The following is a 20316-nucleotide window of genomic DNA, read 5'->3' on the forward strand; positions in this document are numbered from 1 at the left end:
ACATCACAATCGCCTGAACCAGCGCATTCGCGAGCAGGCTTGCTCCCACAATGAGATCTCCTGCAACTTCGGAATCAGGCGAAGACGAAACTCGAGTCCGTCAGGTTAGCCACGCCGACGCCAATCAGCGTCACGGCAAAATCGCCAATCTTCAGCACGGTGTCGGAACCAGACTGCGCGGCATGCTGCTTGTAGTCATAACCCTGCCCTGCGCCCTCGACGCCCATGAACAGCAGTTTGTCGCTGCCCTGATAACCATTGATCGCATCGAAACCGAACGCGCCGCTGAACAGGAAGGTGTTGTGGCCACCCACCGCCGTCATCACGTCGTTGCCGGCGCCACCCACGAAAGTCACCTGCGACTTGTCGCTGATCAGTTGATCATCGCCACCAAGGCCGAACAGCCAGTCGCCATCGGCCGTGGCATGCAAGGCATTGCCATAACCATCACCGCTGAGCGAATGGTTGTACTGGGTCAGTTCGCTGCCATTGCTCAAACCCTTGGCGGTGACACCCCAAGTGATCTCCTTGCTGCCCCACCACGAACCGGCCTCTTTACTGACCAGCGCGCCGATGTCGCGGGTCAGGCTGACGCCGCCGTAGGCGTCGCGCACGTACAGCGTGCCGTCGCCGTCGTTGGCGAAGCTGAAGTTCTGCAGCGGCTTTTGCAGTTCGAAGGTGTTATGGCCCTGGCCGCCAAAAATGACGTTGTAACCGCCGTCATCGCGGAAACGATCATCGCCGTCCAGTCCTTCAATAAAGTCGTTACCCGCGCCGCCCTTGAGCCAGTCGCTGCTCTGCGTGCCGATGATGAAGGTGCTGCCGTTGTGCGGCTCGCCGCTGCGGCCCAGGTCCTCGACCCAGGTCTTGCTCCGCGATGCCTCGTCGAGATTGGCGATGATGATCGTCGAGTCGCGCTCGGTCAGGTTGTAGAACGCCGAATCGATCACCCGATTCAAGCCATCGGCGTAGCCCAGTGAACTGTGCGCCGACCAGTTCAGCGGATTGGCGATGCTGAACGGCACCAGGTTTTGCGCCGTGGAGGCGTAGTTATCGGTGAAGTTGACGAGGTTGTCGGTGGTCGATTCGTGGGGCTTGTCGTGCTTGCCCATCGACGCCGTGCTGAACGTGGTGCCATCTAGCACACGGAACACCGGATCGTTTTCGAAACCGATATTGAGCACCTGGCTGCCGGAACTCTGGGTCGGCGAGGCGAAGGCGATGTAATTGGCATCCTTGTAAAAGCCTCCCCAGTTGTCCGCGCTCAATTCAGCAACACTATTAACCCCAAGCCCGCCGAGGCTATGGCCGCTGATCAACACATCCTTGGCGGCAATACCGTTGGCGATCGCGAAAGCGGCGACGGCCTTGAGCAGATTGTCGAAGGCGTTTTTCGCGTAGTTGCTGGCGTAATCCGACGGCCCGACCGCTGCCAGCAGATTGTTTTTCAGATCGCCGAAAGTGTCGCTGTAACCCAGCCCACCGGTGCCGCGAAAGGCAATGCCGAGGCCGATCAGTTGGCCCGCAGCGTCGTACTTGCCGAGCACTTCGGCCTCGGCGCTGGTGAAGCCGTCCTGTTCACCGAAGAACGTGCCTTGCGCGCCGACCTTGCCCTGATAGCCCAGCGCCGTCGCCGTGACCGGTGCCCACGCGGTGGCCGGCAATGGTTTGCCGGTGGGCGTGTAGGCATAGAGCGTCAGTGCGATGGCATCACTGTAAAGCCCCTTGCCGTCGGCATTTTTGTAATCGAACAATCCCATGTGCAGCGCTCCTTTTCCTTGAAAAACCGGCAGCCCGCGAAGCGCTGCCGGTTACGCCTCAGAACTGCCAGTCGAGGGTCAGACCGACGCCGTGATCTTTCTCGTTCGAGCCGATCAGGCCGTTGTAGTCGAGGTTGACCCGCACGTCGCGATTGAGCGCCAGCCCGGCGCGCACGCCGACCACGGCAGCGTCACGATCCATCGACACGCTCTGCACGGTGAACGCGCTGTTGCCGTTGGCGAAGGCCAGATGGCTGTCGGCATCGACGCTGCTCAGGTTGTGCTGCCAGCCGAGGCTGGCGCCCAGTTCCAGCTGATGCTTGTCCGACACGGCAAAACTGCGCTTGGCGCGCACGCCGAGGGTCGACAGCACCACGTCGCGGTTGTCTTCACCACCCTTGAGCGCGGCCGCGTCACCTTTCTCGGTGAAGCTGTCGGTGTTGAGGTGCACGTAGGACAGATTGGCGAACGGCTCCAGGTTCATCGGTTGCAGGCCCAGATCATATGCGGCCTCGGTGAACAGTTGCGCGGTGGTCGCATCACGCTTGGTTTTCTGTTTGCCGCTGACGTCGCCGAACTGCAGATCACGCTTCACATCGATGCGATGCCAGCTGTAGGCGCCGCCGACCGTCAGGCGCAACGCGTCGATTTCATGGCCCAGATACGCACCCAAGTGGTAGCTGTCGACCGAGGCCGACGAATGCGTGCCGCTGCCCATGCTCAACGAGCTGTCGCTGTAACCGGTGACGAAACCGAGACGGGTATCTTCAGCAATCAGACCGTCGACGCCAGCCAGCAGCCCGCCGATGGAGCTGTTGGAATCGGCATTGTCGTGCCCGCCATCACTCTCGCCCCACGAGCCGAGAACCTTGACCCAGACGTTGCTGCGATCGTCAGTCGGCGCATCGGCATTGAACAGATCACGCTCACGCAGGCGTTCGCCGACGGCTTCGCGAAGGTAACGGCTGTCGTTGATCAGCAACGTGCCGATGGCCGGGTGAATCTCGCCGGACAACTGTTGAAAGGCCTGCTGCGCCGACGCCGCGTTGGGCGACAGCAACAGGGTTTCGAACAGCGCATTGCCCGCGCCCAGACGTTCAGCAGCCGCACCGACGGCGCGCTGGTTCGGCGTCAGACCGACGCTGGCGAACGATGCCTCATTGCGCCCGACCGCCAGTTGAATGCCGTCCGCCGAATAATCCAGAGTGCCGCCAAGGAAGGCGTAATTCGGCAAGACCTGCCCGAAGCGCCCTTCAATGCCGCCCGCCGCTTGCAGAATGTTGTAGCGAGTGCCGAGCAGGCTTTGCACTTCGCCGGTGCTGAGCAGGGTCGGGCTGTTTTCCAGCGACAGGCTCACCGTGGCGCCGTCGATGACGGCTTTGCCACCTGCGACGATCTGATCGCTGCTGGTTGGCGACAGCTCTACGGCGTAGGTCGAACCCGGCGCGAAAGTCACGTCACCTGCCACATTCAGGGTGCCGATGGAATTGCCCGGCGCCACGGTGCCGCCGCTGTTCACCGCCAGCGCGCCGATGCGGCCATTGCCGCCGAGGATGCCGCCGTTGTTGACGGTGACCGCCGATTGCAGCGAACCGTTGATGGCCAGACGGCCCTGATTGACCAGGGTCGGGCCGCTGTAAGTGTTGTTGCCGGTCAGCACCAAAGTGCCGATGCCTTGCTTGGTCAGACCGCCGTGGCCGCCGATGTCGTTGCGCCAGGTGTCGAGGCCGCACGTGATGTCGCTGCACACCCGCTCGGTCGGTTTGCCCTGATCGATGATCGCGCCGATGCCCGGCAAGTCAGCCACGAACTGGCCGGAGCCGTAAGCGCCCTGCACGCGGAATTCCTCGGGAATGTCCTGCTCGGTGACGAACATCGCCGGGCCATCGATGGCCTTGCGCAGGTTGATCATGCCCCAGCCGTACAAGGCGTCGATGCCCGGTGCGCCGAGGTCGGTGGCGGTGGTGCGCAACACGCTGGCGACCTGATCGCCGGACATATACGGGAAGCGCTCCATCAACACCGCGATGGAACCGGCCACATGTGGCGCGGCCATCGAGGTGCCGTTGTAATTCTTGTAGCCGGTGGTCAAGTTGTCGGCGTTGGTGCCTTCGATGATCGAGCTGTAGATCTTGGTGCCTGGCGCCGACACGCAGTAACTGGCGGTGTAGCCGCAGCGCGAGGAGAACGTGCTGATCACGTACGGATTGGCGCTGGCGGTGTCCGGGTTCTGCTGCAATGCGGCGACGGTGATCCAGTTCGGCGCGATGTCCGGAACGAAGTAGCCGAGGCCGGCAATGGCATCCGGGTTGTTCAGGTTGTAGTCGTTGCCGGCGGCAAAAATAGTGACGATGCCGCTGCGTGCGGCGGCAATCGCGCCGTCGTAGGCGCCGCCGGGTTTGGTGCCGAGCAGCGTGCGGATTTCGTTGAACTGCAACTGCGCGTCGTTGACGGTGAAGTGCGGATACGCCGGATCGCGTCCGCCGAGGTCGAAGCGGTCGGTGATGCCGATGCCCCAGCTGTTGTTGATGATCCGCGCCCCGCTGGCGATCAGCGCATCCCAGCCGGCCTTGTACACCGCGCCGTCGTTGCCACGCACGATGCCGTCTTCAGGCCCCGGGTCGCCGTTGTCGGCGCTGATGATCTGCGCCCCGAAAGCGACGCCGTGCATCACCCCGCCGTCGCGACTGCCCGCCGCGATACCGCCGACGTGGGTGCCATGGGCGCCGAGCTTGCCATCGGAGCCGACCGAGGGCGAACCGTCATAGCGGAACGCGTCGCCGGCTTTCACCGGAATATACGGGTCGGTGTATTCGCGGATACCGCTGGTGACCAGGGTGACGACTTTGTTACTGCCAGAGAACTCCGGATGCGCGGCGTAGACCGGCTGATCGAAGATGCCCAGTTTCACGCCTTTGCCGGTGTAGCCGGCGGCGTAGGCGTAATCCGCGCCGATCGCGCCCAGGCCCCAGTCGGCTTTGAATTCATTGCTGCGCCAGCTCGACGGATCGCCGTTGCGGCCGTTTTCCACGTAAGGCGCTGCCTGCGCCATCGCACTGGCACAGAGCATGGCGACTGTCAGGGTTTTCAGGGCAAAGCGGCCACCCGATTGCGCGGGGGTATTGTTGTTATCCATCCACGACCTTCCTTAGTGATGTTGCGAAAAATCCGGTTGTTTCAATAGCTGTGGCGAGGGGATTCATCCCCGTTGGGTTGCGAAGCGACCCCCCAAGGAATTTTTCCAACCCACGTAAACACAGGTTTTGCGACTGCTGCGCAGTCGAGCGGGGATAAATCCCCTCGCCACGGTGGCTCAAACACATGCAATCAGAACTGCCAGTTCAGGCTCAAGCCCACGCCATGCAGGTTCTCGCGGCTGGCCAGTTGGCCGGTGTAATCGAGGTTGACCCGCACATCCTTGCTCAGGGCCAGACTGGCCTGCACGCCGACCAGCGCTGCATCGCGTACCAGCGCCGAGCTCTCCACCGCGTACGGCGTGCCGCCATTGGCAAAGCGCACATGTTGCTCGGAATCGATATCGCTGAGGCTGTGCTGCCAGCCGAGACGAGCGCTGACGTCCAGCGCCTGCTGGCTGGAAAGATTGAAGGTTTTGCTCGCCCGCATGCCCAGAGTGCTCAACACCACGTCGCGCTGATCGCCAGAGCTTTTCAAGGCAGCGGCATCGCCCTTCTCGGTGAAGCCCTCGGTGTCCAGATGCAGGTAAGTCAGGTTGGCAAACGGTTCCAGCGCCAGCGCTTGCAACTGCAAGCGATACGCCGCCTCGGCGAAGACTTGGGTGGTGGTTGCGTCGACTTTGGCCTTCTGCTTGGCGCTGACGTCGTCGTATTGCAGATCGCGCTTCACTTCGCCGCGATGCCAGCTGTAGGCCGCGCCAGTGCTCAAGCGCCACGCGCCGATGTCGTGCCCGGCGTAAGCGCCGAGGTGATAGCTGTCGACTTTCGCCGAGGAATGCGTGCCCGAGCCCATGCTCAAGGAGCTGTCGCTGTAGCCGGTGACCAGACCGATGCGGGTCTGCTCGTCCAGCGCGCCGTCGACACCCGCCAGCAGGCCGCCGATCGAGGTGTTGTAGCCGGCCGTGTCGTGGCCCGAATCGGTGCTGCCCCAGGCGCCGAGGGCTTTGATCCAGCCGTTGCTGCGGGTCGCCGATTCATCGTGCAACCGCTCGCCGACCGCATCACGCAACTGGCGGCTGTCGTTGATCAGCATTGTTCCCAGTGCCGGATAAATCTCGCCGTTCAGTTGCTGGAAGGCTTGCTGCGCCGAGGCTTGAGTCGGTGCACGAAGCACGCTTTCGTAAACTGAATTGCCGGCGCCCAGACCTTCGACTGCCGCCGCCACCGAGCGCTGGTTCGGCGTTTGCCCGACGCTGGCGAAGCTTGTGGCATTGCGCTGGATATTCAGCAGAATGCCGGTTGCGGCGTAGTCGAGGGCGCCGCCGATGAACAGGTAGTTCGGCACCACCGCAGCGAACTGTCCCTGCACGCCGCCGGCCGCTTGCAGGATGTTGTACTGGCGGCCAAGCAGGCTTTGCGCTTCGGCGCTGCTGAGCAAGGTCGGGCTGTTTTCCAGCGCCAGGCTGACGCTGGCGCCGCTGACGGTTGCCGTGCCGCCGGCAACGATGCGGTCGCTGCTGGCAGGCGATAGCTCAACGGCGTACGTCGAGCCCGGGGCGAATGTCACATCACCGCCGACGTTCAAGGTGCCGATGGAATTGCCCGGTGCGACCCGGCCGCCGCTGTTGGCGGTCAACGCGCCGATGCGTCCGGAGCCGCCGAGGGTGCCGCTGTTGTTGACGGTGACCGCTGAGGTCAGCGAACCGTTGACTGTCAGCAGACCGCCGTTGACCGTGGTCGGGCCGCGATAGGTGTTTGCGCCGCTGAGCAGCAATTGTCCGGCACCGGACTTGATCAGGCTGCCCTCGTACACCCGGTTCGCCGCTGCCGCATCACGCAGCATGCCGACGGCGTAATCGCTCTGGTCCTGCTGACTGGCGCCGGTGGGGAGCCCGTTCTGCCAGCCTTTGTCCTGCAGGGTTTGCTGCCAGGCGCTGTGCTCGGCGAGGTCTTCGCGCTGGCGCTGGAGCAGCGCGTTGTCGGAGATGTCGTTGCTCCAGACATCGCTCTGCCCTGCCCCCAGATTGGCATCGAACGCACCGAGCAATTGTCCCGGTCCGAGCATCGCCCGGTCGAGATTGGCGACGCCCCAGCCGACGCGCTCGTTCGGTGCGTTGGTGACCGAGCCATCGAGCTGGGTAGCGGTGGTCAGCAGCACTTCGAGCGCCTGCTGGTTGTTCATGTACGGATAACGCTCCATCACCAGCGCCAGGGCGCCGGTCGCGTGCGGCGCCGCCATCGAGGTGCCGGACTTGATCGCATAAGCGCCGCCAGGAATGGTGCTGTCGATCTTCGCCCCCGGCGTGGTGATGCACCAGTACTTGGCGATCCCGCACTGGTTGTACTTCTGCTGGTTGCTCTGATCGAGCCCGGACACCGCCAGCCAGTGGCCTTCCAGATCCGGCTGAAAGTACGGCAGCGCCGAGCGCACGCTGGCGTTCGGGTAACCGCTGTTGCCGGCGCTGAAGACATTGATCACACCGCGCCGCGAAACGTCGGCAGCGGCGTCGAGCCAGGTGCCCTTGTTCCAGTGCTGCGCGTAGGCGGCGTGCAGGTCGGCCAGGGTGCGATAGCTGACATCCGGCGGCTGACTGCCCCAACTGTTATTGATCGCCCGCACGCCGGCGTCGGCGAGGCTGTCGTACACCGCTTTGAAATAACGCGGATCAGGGCTTGGGCCGAAAAGGAAACTGTCGTTCTTGTTGGTATTGCCGACGTAGATTTGCGCGTTGTACGCCACCCCATGCATGCCGCTGCCATCACGGGCGGCGCCCATGGTGCCGACCACGTGAGTGCCGTGGGAATCGTTGTTGGGGTTGAGCGTGCCGTCGACATTGAACGCTGAGCCATCAACGTAGCTGCCGCTGGCCGAGACCGGGTGATAGCGATCGGCGGAGAATTCCGGGTGGGCGGCATCGAAACCGGAATCGAGCGCGCCGATCTTCACGCCCTTGCCGGTGATGCCGGCTGCGTAGGCTTGATCGGCCTGCATGCGTTGCAGGCCCCAGTCGCGCAGGAACTCGGCACTGCGCCAACTGGCCGGATTGCTGGGCTGGCCGGGTTCCAGGTATTGGGCCTGAGCCTGGTTTGCAGAAATCACAAGCAACAGGGTACCGACCGAGATCGGCTTGATGCGTACGTCCATGTTCATCACTCTCGTTTTTGTTGTTTTGGTCAGGGCTGAATTGCGGTGTCGCCCGTTCCCCTCACCCCAGCCCTCTCCCCGAGGAGAGGGAGCCGATTTGTGTTGATGTCAAAACCTGCGTCCGGCTCGGTCGTTCACGTCGATGCAGCTATCGCGGTCCCCTCTGCCTCTGGGAGAGGGTCAGGGTGAGGGCTGTTGCGCGACCACAAATGCTTCGTCCACCCGCGCCAGATCCTGCTCATTCAGCGTCCCGGCGTAGTAATGCAATTTGGTCCAGGCCATCAGGTAGTCGTAGCGCGCCTGGGCCAAATCCCGGCGGGTGGTGAACAGTTGCTGCTCGGCATTCAACGCATCGAGATTGGTGCGTTCGCCGCCCAGAATGCTTTGTCGGGTCGAGACCACCAGCGCCTCGGCCGACTTCAGGGCCTTCTGATAAGCGCGCAATTTGCTCACCCCGGACAGGCAGGCGCTGAACTGGCGGCGCAGTTCGATCAAGGTTTCGCGGGTCTTGCCATCCAGTTCGTACTCAGCCTGTTCCATGGTGTGGCTGGCCTGCCGTGTGGAGGCCGATACCCCGCCGCCGGCGTACAGCGGCACGCTGACTTCCAGGCCGATGGTGTTGGTTTCGTAGCGCTGGTTATAGGTGTTGCCGCTTTCGGACTCGTTGTCGCGCATCGAGGCATAAGCACTGACTTTCGGCAGATGCCCGGCGCGGTTGCGCTCGACTTCGTAGCGCGCCACTTCCACGGCCTGCCGCTGCGAAGCGAGGTTCGGGTTGTTGCTGATCGCCAGTTCATGCCAGGTGTCGAAGTTGGCCGGTTGCAGGGTGAAGGTCTGGAATTGCTGACCAAGCGGCGCCAGATCGCCGATGTCCACCGCCGGCACGCCCACCAGCGCGCCCAGCTCGCGCAAAGCGGCATCCTGCTCGTTGCGCGCTTCGATCTCCTCGGCAGTCGCCAGCTCATAGCGCGACTCGGCTTCGAGAATATCGGTGCGCGTGCCCTCGCCCTGCTTGAACATGTGTTCGTTCTGCTGGAACTGTTGCTCGTAGGCCTTCTTCTTCGCCTGGGCGATGTCGATCTGGTCCTGGGCGAACAAGGCTTTGGTGTAGTTATCCAGCACGCGCACCAACAGTTCCTGACTCTTGCCGCGAAACGCTTCGTCGGCGAACAACGACTGCGCCACACCTTTGCGATACGCCGCATAAGCCTCGTAATCGAGCAGCGGTTGCTGCACCGTGAGCGCCGAGCCGTAACTGTTGTAGTTGCGCTCATCGGTGCGATTGCGCGCACGATCATCCAGAGACGTCGCCTTGGACGAGTTGCGGCCCTTGTTGTAGGTGTAACCGATCCGAGGCAGCAGGCCGGCGCGGCCAATCGCACGGTTCTCCAGACCCGCATCACGCTCCTTGATCGCGCCAAGGAACACCGGATCATTGCGCAACGCCTGTTCGTAAATCTCGAACGGCCCCATGGCCGCGACTGCCGAGTGACTCGCGAGCAGCGTCATTGCGGCCCCCAGCATGCAAAGCTTTTTCATACAGCCGAACATCCTTATTCCTCGGTCAACGCAGAACCGGCGCGATCAAGCAGCGGTTTGAACAGGTAGTTGAGGAGTGAACGCTCACCGGTGCGCACGAACATTTCCGCCGGCATGCCGGGCTTGATCACCAGACCGTTGAGCTTTTCCATCGCCTGATCGCTGACGCTGCTGCGCAACACGTAATACGGCACGCCAGTTTTCTCATCAACCATCTGGTCGGCGGAGATCAGGCTGACTTCGCCGGGCACGCGCGGGGTTTTGCTCTGGTTGAACGCGGTAAACAGAATGTCCACCGGCAAATGCGTGCCGACCTTGTCGATCAGGTTGATCGGCAAGTGCCCTTCCACTTCCAGGGTGGTGCCTTGCGGAACGATCTCCAGCAGCGTTTCGCCCTGACGCACCACGGCGCCTTCAGTGTGCACACCGAGGTTGACCGCCACGCCATCGGCGGTGGCGAGGATCTCGCTGTGTTGCAGGTCGAAACCGGCGGAGGTCAGCTGTTCGGACAGCGTCACGCTTTTCAGCTGCGCATCGGCCAGTTGCGTGCGCACTTCCTTCTGGTATTCCTCGCCGTGCTGCTGCAACTTCAGGCGCGATTCAAGGATGCCCTGCTCCACGCGGCCGCTTTCACCGGTGTTTTCCGCCAACTGCTGCTGCACTTGCGACAGTTGCCGCTGGTAGTCCATCAAGCGGTTGCGCGGGATGTAGCCGTTGTCGGCCAGCGGTTGCAGGTTGCTCAACTGTTGCTGCAAGGAACTGGCCTGGGCATTGAGGTCGCTGCGGGCGCGGCGCATGCCGGCCAGTTGTGCAGTGGCGCCTTCGATGTTGGCGCGCAGTGCCGCTTGCTCCCGGGAGAACGCTTCGCGGCGGCTGCTGAACAGTTGCCGCTGGCCTTCCAGCACCAGCGCCAGGCGCGGGTCCGGGTCGTTGCTCAATTCAGGCGGAAAGGTCACCTGTTTGAGGTTGTCGCGCTCGGCCTGCCAGCGCGCGAGGCTGGCCCAGGCCATGCGGTACTGCGCTTGCAGCGATTGCACATCGGCGGCGACCTGCGTCTGATCGAGGCGGAACAGTGGCTGGCCCTGCTTCACGATCTGGCCTTCGCGCACCAGAATCCGGCTGACCACGCCGCTGCTCATCGACTGCACAGCCTTGCGTTTGCCCGACACCACCACGGTGCCCTGCACTGGAATGCCCTGATCCAGCGGCGCCAGTGCCGCCCAAGTGAAGAAACTGCCAGCGCCGACGATGGCCAGAATCCAGCCCAGGCGCGCGAAGAATTTCGCATCGCGTTCCGGGCGCTCGGTTAGGTAGGCGTGTTCCATGTTCGCTTCGTTTTCAGTGTTCATGCTGGCGCTGCTCATACACCCGAATTCCTTGTCGTGGGCTGATACTGCCGGCTCATGCTGAGCCCGCCCGGTGCTTGTGCGGCTTTTTCGCGTTGCTGTTCCTGCTGGCCGGAAAGTGCTTTGAGCACATCCTGACTCGGGCCGAACGCCTGCAAACGACCCTCATTGAGCACCAATAACTTGTCAGCCTGAGCCAATACCGAAGAACGGTGCGTGACCAGAATCACCGTGGTGCCTTGCGCCTTGAGTTGCGCAATGGCGCTGGCCAATGCCGCTTCGCCGACGGTATCGAGGTTGGAATTGGGCTCATCGAGCACCACCAGACTTGGCGTGCCATACAGCGCGCGGGCCAGGGCCACGCGTTGCTTCTGGCCGCCGGACAAGCCGCTGCCGTCCTCGCCCAGTTTGGTGTCGTAGCCCTGCGGCAAGCGCAGGATCATTTCGTGGACGCCGGCCTGTTGCGCGGCGGCTACGACTTTTTGCGGATCGGCTTCACTGAAACGCGCAATGTTCTCGGCGATGCTGCCGCTGAACAATTCGATGTCTTGCGGCAGATAACCGATGTAAGGACCAAGCTGATCGCGGTTCCAGCGGTGAATATCAGCGCCGTCGAGGCGCACGGTGCCGCCCAGAACCGGCCACACGCCGACCAGCACTCGAGCCAGCGTCGATTTGCCGGAACCGGAAGCGCCGAGCACGCCGAGCACTTCACCAGCACTCAGATTGAAATTGACCATGTGCAAAGTGGCTGCACGCTGCCCGGGCGGGCCGGCGCTGACTTGTTCGAAGGTGATCTGGCCTTTCGGTGCCGGCAGCGCCATCGCCTCGTCGCTGGGTGGAAACGCCTGCAACAGCGCATCGAGACGGCGGTAAGCCAGCTTCGCCCCGCTCCACTGCTTCCATACGGCGATCAACTGGTCGATCGGGCTCAGCACGCGGCCCATCAGGATCGAACCGGCGATCATCATCCCCGCCGTCATGTCGCCCTTGATCACCAGCAACGCGCCCAGGCCCAGCACCAACGATTGCAGGCACAGGCGCAAGGTCTTGCTCAGTGAACTGATCACCGCGCCGGTGTCGCTGGCCTGGTTCTGCAAGCCGAGGAAGCGCGAATGCACCCCGAACCAGCGCTTGCGCAGCGATCCGAGCATGCCCATCGCCTGAATGGTTTCGGCGTTGTGCAAGTGGCTGGTGGCCAACTGGCTGGACTGCTGGGAAAAACCGGCGGCTTCGCCGAGGGGCTTTTTGGTCATGTATTCGTTGAGGCAGGCCAGCGCGATCAACAACAGCGCGCCCGCCGTAGCCAGCACGCCGAGCCAGACATTGAACAAATAGATGACAAACAGATAGACCGGAAACCACGGCGCATCGAAGAAGGCGAACAGCGCCGGGCCGGTAACGAACTGGCGAATGTGGGTCAGGTCGCCCAGCGACTGCCCGGCGTTGCCTTCGCCCTTGAACAGATTGCGCTCGAATGCGGCCTGGTAGACGCGCAGATTGAAGCGGCGCTCCAACTGGCTGCCGATGCGGATGACGATAAAGCTGCGGATCACTTCCAGCAGGCCGATAAAGGCGAAGAAGCCGACCACCATCAGCGACAGCATTGCCAGGGTGGTTTCGTTCTGTGACGACAGCACCCGGTCATAGACTTGCAGCATGTAGATGGACGGCACCAGCATCAGCACGTTGATCAGCGCGGTAAAACAGCCGACGCTGATCAAGATGCTCTTGTAGTCACCCAGTGCCTTGATTAACGGAGCGGTGGCTGGGGCCTTCGCCATCTTCATTGATTCTTCCTGAACAGTATTCATCGCCCTGGAGAGGCGCGACTTCAATTAATTAAGCGACCATCCCGGAATACACTTCCGTGGTGCCCATTTACACTTTCATAACAACTAGCGCGGATTAATGCGGCGCAGTTGATTTTATTTACCTTGCTTATAACCATGCGACGAATCGCTATAGCTATATTGGTTTGTAAAAGGCAGATCAGTTATTGGGCGCCGTACGTTCCAGCGTGACGATCAGCCCGGACTTCAAAGTCGCCAGATATAACCCGTCACGTTGTCGGCTGAAAAACTGGATTCTTGAGCCTTCGTTACCGGTGATCGACAAGCCGTCAGGATCAGGAAACCAGCCGATCGGAGCTTGCTCGAGCCAAGCACCCAGACAGTCTGCGCCCTGGCCAACGGTCTTGTTGGCGAGCAGTTCGACGCTACAAGTATTCGAAGGCTTGTCCTGGAGCTTTTGCGCTCGCAGGTCATCGACTGTGCTGGACAGTGTTGCCTGCCACTTTCCGGCAAACACGGAAGGTTCTTCAAGTCTGAGGCTGCTTGCCATCGCTGTTGCTCCTGAAATCGTAACGAGCGCCGCTGAAAGCCACGCCGATGCCGTGTAGGTAAAAGCTCTGTAGGTCATGGGAAATTTCGCTCCAGCCTGTAGCGTTGCGTACAGCAGCTATCGATGCAAGTGAAGAAAGCGACGCCAGGGCGCCGCTTTCCCTTCACATCACGCGACGATGTCGCTGGTCGCAGCCTGGCCCACGGTGCTGACAATAAAGTCAGCCACGCCATGCCCGGAGAAATCCACCGACAACAGGCTGTTGCCGCCCGACGAGGTCAGCACGGCATCGCCGGCCGAACCGGTGAAGCTGTTGACGAAGTGCAGGCCCGCGCCGCTGGTGATACCGGTCAGGTCGATCTTGTCCAGACCGCTGACGAAATCGAGGATCTGATCGATCGCACCCGGCTTGGAATCCGAGCTGGCGGCGAACACGAAAGTGTCCGAACCAGAACCGCCCCACAGTTTGTCAGCACCACCAGCGCCGTACAGGATGTCGTTGCCGGCACCGCCCTTCAGTTCGTTGGCCACGCTGTTGCCGATCAACAGATCACTGCCCGAACCACCAATCGCGTTCTCGATGATCGCGCCCTTGGCAATCGACACGTTGCCGACCAGGCCGCCCACATCAGAGAACGAAGCGTCATTGAGGTTGATCTTCTGGTTTTGGGTGAAACCGGAGAAGTCGAGAGTGTCCTTGCCGCCGGCATCCCACACCGAGAACACCACTTTGTCGCTCGACGACGATGCGCTGAGGAAATCACGGCCGGCATTGGAATTGAAGCCGTAGGTGGTATCACCAGTGCGGGTGCTGGTGTTGGCGCCGTAGAGCTTCTGGATCGCGGCGATGTCATCCATCAGCGGGCCTGACGAGTAGGCTTCGACGCCGCCCTTGCTGAAGTTCTGGTTGGTGTTGCTCTCGCTCCAGTAACTCATGACGCTGTAGCCACGGGTGTCTTGGCCATAAGTCGCATCGTTGTAGGTCGGGTTGCCGTTGCCGGCGTTGTAGTCGCCAGGGTGCGCAAGGCCAAGGGTATGGCCGATTTCGTGGGTCAGGGTCTGACGACCGTAGTTGTTCAGATCCGGGTTCTTGTTCTGCGTGTAACCGCTGTTGATCAAGTACCACGAGGTGCCGTCATAACCAGCGCCGGTCCCCGGCAGATAGGCAAACGCCGCAGCGCCATCCTGGCCACCGCTGTAGTTACCGAAGGTCATGTGCCCGTCGCCGCCCGAGGCTCTCTCGGTGAAGGTGACATTGGCCACGTCGGCCCAGGACTGCATGGCGAGCTTGGCCTGCGCCTGCTGTTGCGCGCTGAACTGACTGAACCCGCTGATCCCGTGCTTGTTCATCGTGCTGTTCGAGGCCGAGGTCAGGAACGTGTAGGTCAGTTCGATCTTGCCGCTGCCGTCCTTGTCCTGGTAGGCAGCGCCGTCACGCAGCAATTGGGTAGCCGCCTGGTCGACGGTGTACGAGGGTTTGCCATTGACCGTGAGGTTGCCGCCGCGGTCGTACTGATGGCTGAAGCTATTGATCTGGTTGTACGCCGAGCTGAATGCAGCCAGCTGGAAAGCCTGTTCGGCGGAATCAACAGCATTGGTTTTAACTTTCGACATAAACACACTTCCTTGTTTAGCAATGGAACAGTTTTTGTCCGACAGGACGATCTTTGGCGAGATCGTCCTATCACTCGCCCAATGAAGGCGTAACGAACCTGACACAATTTGAAATCTGTCGTAAAGAGTTTTTTTGCGATCCAATTTGGTGGTATCAGGAAACTGCCGTAAACAAAGCGTGCGGGGAGAAAAGTTTGTTTTTAGTTGCGGCGAGGGTGGAAATTGTCTGACGATTTTCTATTTAAATATTAAATATCGCTAAGTTTGGATTTGTTGGGCAAGTCACACTTTCAGTCAGCGGTGCCAGTGCTTTGATATCAACTCTGCGACTTACTCGGCCCGTAGGAGCTGACGAGTGCAACGGGCTGCGATCTCTTGATATTGACCTTCAAAAAGTCAAATTCAAAAGATCGCAGCCTCGTTGCACCCACCGACTTCTGTAGGGCGATTTATCGAGAAGGACCCTGGTCAAAGATCACGTCGACCTCGTAACTGTCGTCTCCAACGGCTTCAGTTGTGAATTGCAATTTACCATTGATGCGATCCCCTGAATGCTGGAGCGTCACAAAGCCCGGCTTTTCCTTGTCTGCGTAAAAATGCCTGGGTTCAGTAGTCGCCCCAGAGCGGGTGTAAGCCACAAAAAGAACTCGCGCGTCCGTGAGCGGAATCTCTGTGCCGGCATCAGCCTTGTTGCTGAGATTCACTGCGATAGATGAAAGATGAAAGCTGCTATTGCCCTCCGGGTCGACCATCGTGCCATGAAATCTGAGCGTCCCTCCCTGCTCGTCGCGATGGGTTTCACTGGCGAAGAATTTTAATTCCTTACCACTACGAAGGTTTTTCACCGCTCCCTTCAATACATTCTCCAGACCATTCTCATTGCTCATCATTAAAATCCTCAGTAAGGAAAGGCGACATTTCGCCCTCCTGCCAAGGCATTAAATCCAATTTGCAGCGGAGCTGGACCTGTCAACAATGACAGGTGCAAACCCTGTTTTTTCGTGCTAATTCCCGCCAACACTGTAACGCCGGGCGCTTTAGCACCCGGTAGACCTCGATCAACTCCCCGTCCGTATCTTGTTCCACACCCGCGTACGAATCCGGTCGATATTCAGCGGCATGGCTTCCAGTGCAAACAGCTTGCCCATCATTTCCGCGCTCGGGTAAACCTTGGTGTCGTTCCTGATCGCCGGATCGATGAGTTTGTCGGCCTGTTCGTTGCCATTGGCGTAGTGCACGTAGTTGCTGATGCCGGCCATGACATCGGGGCGCAGCAGGTAATTCATGAAGGCGTAGCCGGCCTTTTCGTCTGGTGCGTCGGCGGGCATGGCGACCATGTCGAACCAGATCGCCGCGCCTTCCTTGGGAATCGCATAACCGATCTCGACGCCGTTCTTGGCTTCCTTGGCGCGGTTCTCCGCTTGCAGTATGTCGCCGGAAAAGCCCACCGCTACGCAGATGTCGCCGTTGGCCAGGTCACTGGTGTACTTCGAGGAATGGAAATAGCTGACGTAGGGCCGCACTTTCATCAGCAGCGCTTCGGCCTTCTTGTAGTCTTCGGGATTCTTGCTGTGGTGCGGCAGGCCCAGGTAGTTGAGCGCCGCCGGGAGCAGTTCCGGGCCGTTGTCGAGGATCGCCACGCCGCACTTCTGCAGTTTTTCCATGTACTCAGGCTTGAAGATCAGATCCCAGGAATCCACCGGCGCGTTGTCGCCCAGCGCCGCTTTGACCTTGGCAATGTTGTAGCCGATACCGGTGCTGCCCCACAGATAAGGGAAACCGTGCTCGTTGTTCGGGTCGTTGGTCTGCAAGGCCTTGAGCAGCGCCGGGTTTAGATTCTTCCAGTTCGGCAACTGACTCTTGTCGAGTTTCTTCAGCGCCCCACCCTGAATCTGCCGCGCCATGAAGTGGTTCGACGGAAAAACCACGTCGTAACCGGATTTGCCGGTCATCAACTTGCCGTCGAGGGTTTCGTTGCTGTCATAGACGTCATAGGTGACGCCGATGCCCGTGTCTTTCTGGAAATTCTTCGTGGTGTCCGGGGCGATGTAGTCGGACCAGTTGTAGACCTTGACCGTCTCGGCCGCGTGACTGACGGAAGCGGCCAGCAGCAGCGGCGCCAATGCGAGGGTTTTCTGGATCATGAGGCGATTCCTGTATGGGCTTTTTTGTTGGCAGGCAATCAAAGGATCAAACAATCAGAAAATCAGCACGTAGCTCTTGCGCACGGTTTCCTGGATATCCCAGATCCCGAGCGTGTTGGCTGGCAACATCAGTGCGTCGCCGCCTTGTATGTGCAGGGTTTCGCCGCCACCGTCGGGGGTGAAGGTGCAGCGCCCGGAAATGAAATGGCAGAACTCCTGCGCGGTGATCTGCCGCCGCCAGCGGCCCGGGGTGCATTCCCAGACGCCGGTTTCAACACCGTCGTCGCGCTCGACGCTGATGGTCGAGGCAATTGCGACGGGTTCGCCGAGGGGCACGGCGACCGGGTTGGATTCTTCGAGCTCAAGCGTGGCGGCGTTCTTGAATTGGGTGATGCTCATGGCGTGACCTGTTTATTGAGGGAAACGACGTTCAGTGCATGAAACCTTCCATGAACCCGGCAACCCGGCTGGCGAGCTTGCGCCGCCAGGGCGCGGTCGCGGGATTGGCCAGGGTCTGGTCTTCGTGCACGAAACTTTTGATGATCGCGTTGTAGCCGAGCCAGCGGCATGGCTCTGGCTCCCAGGCACGCAGCGCATGAATGCCACCGTCGGGCAGGACCCACGGTTGTTGGGTGAGCTCGCTGTCGCGCTCAAGAATCAGATCGGCCAGCGTCCGGCCGCCGAGATTGCTGGCACCGACGCCCTCGCCGCCATAACCGCCCGATAGCGCGATGCCGTTGGCGCGGTCGCAAAGCATGTGCGGCTTGAAATGCCGCGACATGCCAAGGTTGCCGCCCCAGGCGTGGGTGATCTGCACATTTTTCAGCTGCGGGAACAGTTCACCGAACAGATAGCGGCGCAGTTCGACCTCATCGCGGGTGAGGTTGAAGTCATGGCGCAGCTTGCCGGCGAACTGATACCCGCCACGGGCGCCGAAGATAAGACGATTGTCGGCACTGCGCTGGCCATAGGTGACCTGACGGCTGAATTCACTGAAGGCCTGGCCGCGATTGAGGCCGATTTCGTCCCAGGTCGCAGCGGACAGCGGCTCGGTGGCGACAATCAGGCTTTGCACAGGCAATTGATAACGGCCAAGTGGCGGCAAGGTCACCGAATAACCTTCCACGGCGGGCACGATCCAGCGGCTGCGCACGCTGGCCTTGGCGGTACGCAGACTGCCGGACTGCCAGTGGTTGACCGGGCTGTTTTCGTAGATTTTCACGCCCATGTTCTGCACGGTCTGCGCCAGACCACGGACCAGCTTCGCCGGGTGAATGGTCGCGACATGAGGGGCGAAAATGCCGCCGTAGGGCTTGGCCACGCGGATCTGCTGGGCCAATTGCTCGGGGCTGAGCCAGCGGTAGTCGTTATCGGTAAGGCCTTGGGCGTGCAGCTTGCTCAGGTAATCACGCAGAACGGTTTCCTGCTCTGGGTAGCGCGCCGCACAATAAAGCACCCCGCCCTTGCGGTAGTGGCAGTCAATGCCCTCGCGTTCGAGGACGATCTCCACTTCATCGGGGATGCTGTGCAGCAGATCGAACGACGCCCTGCGCTGCTGCGGCGATAAGCCTGCGAGCAAACGGTCCTCGCCCAGCAAATTACCCATCAGCCAGCCGCCATTGCGTCCGGACGCACCGAACCCGGCGGTTTGCGCCTCGACGATGGCGATATCCAGGCCGGGCGCCTGTTTTTTCAGGTAGTACGCCGTCCACAGTCCGGTGTAACCGGCGCCGATGATCGCCACGTCGACGTCCAGGTCCCGCTCAAGCGCAGGCCGCGCCAATAGCGGCTCATCGAGCTGATCCATCCACAAACTGATCGTGCGCCACGCCGACATGCAAGACTCCGCCACTGAAAACCTTCGATGGCGTCGATCCTAGTGGCTGCCTTCAGTGGATGTCTTGCGCGCGTGCCCGCAGAGAAATTTGTTTGGCGTAGGCCTTGGGCGACTGGCCGGTGTGTTCGCGAAAGCATTTGTAGAACGCTGACAGCGAATTGAAGCCGGCGGCAAACGCCAGCTCGTCGACACGCAACGGCGGCGTGGCGCTGTCCAGCGCACGCAGCAAATGCTGCAGGCGCGCCTGATTGACGTAGCGATAGAAGCTTTGCCCGAGCACCTGATTGAGCAGATAGGAGATCTGATTACGGCTGTACCCGCACTCCTTCGCCACCCGTTGCAGGTCAAGCTCAGGGTCCAGATAGGGCTGCTGCTTTTCGAAATACTGCTGCAGGTCTTCGGCCATGAAACTCAGCTGCCGCGGTGACAGACCCAGCCGACTGACCGCCGGACGCTGACTCTGTGCCGAACTGCCGTCGGCTTGAGTACGCACCAGCGAGGCGTACTCGTTGACCCGCCAGATCAAGCCGTCCTTGACTGTGATCGCTTCGCTGGAGCGAAACGACACCAGGCCATCGCCGCCACGCAAAGTCACCTCGTACTGAATGAACGCGGTGTTGCCATCCACCCGGATTCGGTCGCAATGTTCGAGCAGTTCGTCGGATTCTCGCGGCATGCTCACGCGCACATATTCGCGCAACTCATCCAGACCGAGCACCCGGTTCTGAAAGAAATCGTTGTACTGGATATCGGCGTGATAAAGCGCCATGACGCTGTCCAGATCCCGGTGTTTCCAGCTCAGGTGATAGCGCATGACCGTGGCGGCCGTGGCCTGGGTCTGTTCTGGGCCGTCGTCATCGGCGTGCATAAGCGGCTCGGCGAAAAAGAACCGAGCTTGCCCAACTTCCTCTGCCGCTTCAATGAAAAATCCATGGTGGCGTTTTGGCGATAATCGATGAGCCAGTGACTTACATCAAAAAATGCGAATCAATCGCTAAACGGACTGAAAAAACTCACAGTTTTTTCACACACGGATGCTACTTTTAAAGCTCAAGCACTGGTTGAGCCAATGAAGGCTCTTCCCACCTAACATGAGCAAAAGGAAGCGCTCGATGAAGCAGGCGGGCAACACCATGAATAAAGGGTTCAGCAAAGTCACCTTTCCAAACGCTTGCCAGCTGATGCGCTGGCATTTTCATCCCATGGGTTTCGAGGCGACGATGGATGCGCCGGGCAGCATGATCGCCCGTCTTTTCGATCGGGCCAGCGGCGAAACCATGATCGCCATCGCTGGCATTCCCTGCGCAACGGTGATGAACGCGGCGGACGTCGAGCGCATGATCGAAGCCATCGAGGATGAGCTGGAAGCCTTCACTCCTCCGGAATCTCTCAAGAACTACGCATAACCACCTGATTTAAAACAAAAAGCCCGCAGCGATGCGGGCTTTTTATGG

General features: G+C 60.7%; 14 protein-coding genes. 1 reads left to right on the forward strand and 13 read right to left on the reverse strand.

Annotated elements, in window-relative coordinates:
* Positions 1–74: 74 nt before the first annotated feature.
* The 13 genes from AC0IXA_RS02135 to AC0IXA_RS02195 all read right to left on the reverse strand — a co-directional run bounded on the left by AC0IXA_RS02135 (position 75) and on the right by AC0IXA_RS02195 (position 19730).
* Entirely contained in the window at positions 75–1760 is a 1686-nt protein-coding gene (locus AC0IXA_RS02135) for a polyurethane esterase (RefSeq protein WP_341637416.1), read from the reverse strand.
* Positions 1761–1818: 58 nt separating this feature from the next.
* Positions 1819–4896, reverse strand: coding sequence for an autotransporter domain-containing protein (locus AC0IXA_RS02140; RefSeq protein ID WP_341637415.1), 3078 nt, complete (start codon positions 4894–4896; stop codon positions 1819–1821).
* 191 nt (positions 4897–5087) lie between these two features.
* Positions 5088–8039, reverse strand: coding sequence for an autotransporter serine peptidase EprS (gene eprS / locus AC0IXA_RS02145; protein ID WP_471811448.1), 2952 nt, complete (start codon positions 8037–8039; stop codon positions 5088–5090).
* A 180-nt stretch (positions 8040–8219) separates the two neighbouring features.
* The gene (locus AC0IXA_RS02150) at positions 8220–9590 is read right to left on the reverse strand and encodes a TolC family outer membrane protein (protein ID WP_341637413.1); all 1371 of its coding nucleotides are present in this window, start codon (positions 9588–9590) and stop codon (positions 8220–8222) included.
* A gap of 2 nt (positions 9591–9592) precedes the next feature.
* The gene (locus tag AC0IXA_RS02155) at positions 9593–10942 is read right to left on the reverse strand and encodes an HlyD family type I secretion periplasmic adaptor subunit (RefSeq protein ID WP_122698212.1); all 1350 of its coding nucleotides are present in this window, start codon (positions 10940–10942) and stop codon (positions 9593–9595) included.
* Positions 10939–12714 (reverse strand): type I secretion system permease/ATPase, encoded by a 1776-nt coding sequence (locus AC0IXA_RS02160; protein ID WP_471811450.1) that lies wholly within the window; start codon positions 12712–12714, stop codon positions 10939–10941. The genes AC0IXA_RS02155 and AC0IXA_RS02160 overlap by 4 nt, the downstream gene beginning before the upstream one ends.
* A gap of 202 nt (positions 12715–12916) precedes the next feature.
* Entirely contained in the window at positions 12917–13345 is a 429-nt protein-coding gene (locus tag AC0IXA_RS02165; protein WP_163012695.1) for an AprI/Inh family metalloprotease inhibitor, read from the reverse strand.
* 90 nt (positions 13346–13435) lie between these two features.
* Positions 13436–14881 (reverse strand): serralysin family metalloprotease, encoded by a 1446-nt coding sequence (locus AC0IXA_RS02170; RefSeq protein WP_341637411.1) that lies wholly within the window; start codon positions 14879–14881, stop codon positions 13436–13438.
* Between the two features lie 449 nt (positions 14882–15330).
* Entirely contained in the window at positions 15331–15768 is a 438-nt protein-coding gene (locus AC0IXA_RS02175; RefSeq protein ID WP_341637410.1) for a hypothetical protein, read from the reverse strand.
* 171 nt (positions 15769–15939) lie between these two features.
* The gene (locus AC0IXA_RS02180; protein ID WP_341637409.1) at positions 15940–17025 is read right to left on the reverse strand and encodes a polyamine ABC transporter substrate-binding protein; all 1086 of its coding nucleotides are present in this window, start codon (positions 17023–17025) and stop codon (positions 15940–15942) included.
* 54 nt (positions 17026–17079) lie between these two features.
* The gene (locus AC0IXA_RS02185; RefSeq protein ID WP_341637408.1) at positions 17080–17424 is read right to left on the reverse strand and encodes a cupin domain-containing protein; all 345 of its coding nucleotides are present in this window, start codon (positions 17422–17424) and stop codon (positions 17080–17082) included.
* Positions 17425–17455: 31 nt separating this feature from the next.
* Positions 17456–18862, reverse strand: coding sequence for an NAD(P)/FAD-dependent oxidoreductase (locus AC0IXA_RS02190; RefSeq protein WP_341637407.1), 1407 nt, complete (start codon positions 18860–18862; stop codon positions 17456–17458).
* A gap of 52 nt (positions 18863–18914) precedes the next feature.
* Positions 18915–19730: a helix-turn-helix domain-containing protein gene (locus tag AC0IXA_RS02195; protein WP_122611328.1), complete on the reverse strand. Its 816-nt coding sequence runs from the start codon at positions 19728–19730 to the stop codon at positions 18915–18917.
* Between the two features lie 265 nt (positions 19731–19995).
* On the opposite strand from AC0IXA_RS02195, the gene AC0IXA_RS02200 reads away from it, so the two are divergent.
* A complete protein-coding gene (locus tag AC0IXA_RS02200; protein WP_038862172.1) occupies positions 19996–20268 on the forward strand; it encodes a DUF1652 domain-containing protein in 273 nt (90 codons plus the stop codon).
* Positions 20269–20316 lie beyond the last annotated feature (48 nt).

Source organism: Pseudomonas sp. AC083, assembly GCF_979253165.1.